The sequence below is a fragment of the Brachyspira catarrhinii genome, from assembly GCF_005518285.1.
GTDB lineage: Bacteria > Spirochaetota > Brachyspiria > Brachyspirales > Brachyspiraceae > Brachyspira > Brachyspira catarrhinii.
The window spans coordinates 1-3,592 of record NZ_SJDU01000242.1; the positions used below are offsets into that span (position 1 = coordinate 1).

Consider the following 3,592-nt stretch of genomic DNA (forward strand, 5'->3'; position numbering starts at 1 on the left):
TCGGTATCCACCAAGCAAGAGAGTTAATTAATTCTTTTAAAATATTAACAGTTTTAATATTACTAATTTCGCTATCTTCTATTTTGTGATATATTTTTTGTAATAAAACTTTATTAATTACGGAATAATTTATAATATCATTTTTGCATTTATTATTAGTTATTATAAAAATTCTTTGATACTCCTCTTCCTTCATAAAAATATTATCGAAATATTTAAATCGTTCCAAGAATTCACATGTATATCCCAACTCATGCCATATTTTAAAAAAATCTTCTATACTTAAAGCATTTACACAAATATCTGAACGGTTTTCTGTATCTTCTATAAAATGATAACTTCCTATTAATATATCTGTATTTTTGCTAATATTTTTTATAAATTGTTTTAAATCATAAATATATTCAAATATGCCAGAACAAAATACTACATCGACTTTTTTATTGTAGAACTCGCCTTTATTAAAATCCACAATTATTGTGCTGTCAACATGTTTATATATGTCGCATGGTATATATTCTATATCGCTTGGAATTTTTCTCCTTAAAGTTTGATGTCCCGCTCCTAAATCCATAATACTATTTACTTTATTCCAATTTATCAAACTTATCATACTATCTATTCTATACTCGAATGATTTTAAATATTCAAAATCTATTTTCCATGTATTTTCATTCATAATTATAAAACCTCATTTATTAAATTTACATTTATATAATAAAATAACTTAACAAATATTTAAAGTTCAATTACTATTTGAATCATTATAGTTTTTTCTATAATATTCCTTTCCTCGCATAGCCGCATCGTAAATAGAATAATCGACTTCGTATATAATTCCGCTTTCTGGCTTTGCGTATATTTTATTATCAATATCATAAGCCAACTGATAAGTAATTTTGGTATTGTCTTGCATATACAAATTAATAACGGCATCTGGAATTCTAAAAAGTCTCTCTATTCTACGAGGAACTTCGTAAACGAAAGCCGAAGCCTTGATTAAAGATAAAGTTGAAAAATCGTTATAAGCCTTTTCCAAATCCGTTTCTCCATCTAAATTTTCCACAATCCAATTCGTTCTGCTCGCTTTCCTTATAATATTCGTATAATCGCCCGCCGTAATTTCAACTATTCTAACCGAATCCAAAGATACGGGAGCGTTAAATATTTCTTTATCGCGCAACATATCGATATTTTTCTTTAAAGCGTCAATATAAATCGATTCCACGCTAAAATATTCATCGTTATATTTGACATAATACCGCTCTTCGTCAGCCGTTCTATTTCCGACAAAAATTTTATATTCTTTATTTCCTTCCCAAACCGTAAATTCGTTTGTAGGATTTTCCAAACCGAAAGATTCTACTTCCGATAAATTAGTTATTATCATATCTATATTTAAAGTATTGAAATTTTTAACATTTGCAAAAGCTTCAAGTTGGTCAACTTTATAATCGCTCGCGTTTAACGGAGAGATTATTTTCCAAATATCGTTTATTTTTTCGACTATTATCGGTTCGCTTTCAAATATTAGTTCGTATTTATTAACATTGGTTTCGTTTAATTCAAATATTTGCACTCTCGGTTTATTAGCGGCAATTTCTGCGCTTCTTTTTTTAGTAATATAAAAAGCGGCAAAACTTATAATAAGCAAAATTATTACGAGGATTAGCAATTTAGTAAGATTTTTATTCATAAAATCAATTCCAATTTTTATTTTCTGTTTTCAAGAGCGATATTCGACAAATATAAAAATACCGTAGTTATCGATAAGAAATAAATAATATCTCTCAAATCCAAAACTCCTCTCGCAATGCTATTGAAATGATAATCTCCGCTTATAAAATCCATAATATTAGTAAGCGAAGGAAAGAGTAAAGATATTAATTTTAAAAATACATTCAAAAATATCATTATCGCAAGAGCGACTATCAAAGCTATTATTTGGTTTTTAGTTATCGAAGATGCAAATATTCCAATCGAACATAGCGCCGATATTAAAAATACGCTTCCGATATATCCTCCAATCACCGGTCCCAAATCCAATCTTCCCAAAAATAATAAAGTTATAGGATACATTATAGTCGGCAGAAGAGCGAAAAGCATGAATATAACGGCGGATAAAAATTTTCCAATTATAATCTCCAAAGTTGAAACCGACTGCGTGCTTATAAGCTCGTAAGAACCGCTTGAAAACTCGCTCGATAAAAGTCCCATAGTTATCGGAGGAATAATAAGAGATAATATTACGGGCAAAATTGAAAAATAATCCCGCATATCGTTTTGAGATATTATAAAAAATCTCGAGAAAAAATATATTCCAGAAACCGCCAAAAATATAGCCGAAAAAATATAGGCTATCGGCGAAAGAAAAATATGTTTAAGTTCTTTTTTTAATATTATAAACGATTTATTGAAAGAAAAAATATTTTGCATTTTTATTCGTCTCCTTTTGTTAATGTATGGAATACCGTTTCCAAATTTTCTTTGACTTTAGTCATTTCGTAAATTATCCAATCCGTGCTTTTTACGAATCTATAAATCTCGTCTCTCGGTTCTTCCAAATTTGAATATATGGAAATTTCTTTTATATCGTTGGAATATTCTTCGATTTCCACTTTATAAATATCTTTAATATTTGATAGTTTTTCTTTAACCGTTTCGATATTGTCGTTCGTTTTAATCGACATTTTTACCGCCGCCGATTTATTATGATTTGCAAAAGTAGAACTCAAATTCCTTGGAGTATCGTCCGCTATAATATCGCCTTTATTTATTATAATAGCTCTCGAACAAGTAGCTTCAACTTCGCTCAATATATGAGTAGAAACCAAAACCGTTTTTTCTTTTCCCAATTCTTTTATCAATTCTCTAATTTCCACTATTTGATTCGGGTCAAGTCCGTTCGTAGGTTCGTCCAATATAAGTATTTTAGGGTCATGAATCATAGAACCCGCAAGCCCGACTCTCTGTTTATAACCTTTAGACAATTCGCCGATTGGTTTTGAAATTACCTCTTTCAAACTGCAAACATCAACGACATAATTAAGCCTTTCGTTTAATTTGCTTTTTTCCAATTCTTGTATATCCGCCATATAAATCAAATAATCGAAAACGCACATATCGTTATATAGAGGCGCGGATTCTGGCAAATAACCGATTGTCTTTTTTACATTTATTTCATCGTTCAATATGCTCTTTCCATCTATTATCGCGTCTCCATCGCTGGGATTTAAATAACAGGTTAATATTCTTAAAGTCGTGGATTTTCCCGCTCCGTTTGGTCCGAGTATTCCCACAATCTCTCCCGATTTTATTTCAAAACTTATTCCTTTCAAAGCTTGAAAATCGCCGTAATATTTAGTCAAATTCTTAACCGAAATCATTTTTATACCTTATCTTAATTTATAATAATAAAAAATCTAAAAACTTAAAATATTATAATATAAATAAATTAAAATCTCAACTATTTTAAAAATATTAGCCTTTGTATAAATAGCATTCTTGATGACAATATTTTAACCTCATAAAAAATAAAACCCCATGCATATCCGCATGAGGTTCGTAAAAATTATATTATATGAAAGAATGT

4 protein-coding genes are annotated in these 3,592 nt (G+C 29.2%); all 4 read right to left on the reverse strand.

Annotated elements, in window-relative coordinates; translation table 11 throughout:
• On the reverse strand, nucleotides 1-679 hold a 679-nt coding region (locus tag EZH24_RS08735; protein WP_201798582.1), incomplete at its 3' end, for a hypothetical protein.
• A 66-nt stretch (nucleotides 680-745) separates the two neighbouring features.
• Nucleotides 746-1,696, reverse strand: a complete 951-nt coding sequence (locus EZH24_RS08740; protein WP_137998781.1) for a DUF4340 domain-containing protein — start codon at nucleotides 1,694-1,696, stop codon at nucleotides 746-748.
• 17 nt (nucleotides 1,697-1,713) lie between these two features.
• On the reverse strand, nucleotides 1,714-2,436 hold the full coding sequence (locus tag EZH24_RS08745; protein WP_137998782.1) for an ABC transporter permease subunit: 723 nt from the start codon (nucleotides 2,434-2,436) through the stop codon (nucleotides 1,714-1,716).
• A gap of 2 nt (nucleotides 2,437-2,438) precedes the next feature.
• On the reverse strand, nucleotides 2,439-3,386 hold the full coding sequence (locus tag EZH24_RS08750) for an ABC transporter ATP-binding protein (RefSeq protein WP_137998783.1): 948 nt from the start codon (nucleotides 3,384-3,386) through the stop codon (nucleotides 2,439-2,441).
• Between the last annotated feature and the right edge of the window lie 206 nt (nucleotides 3,387-3,592).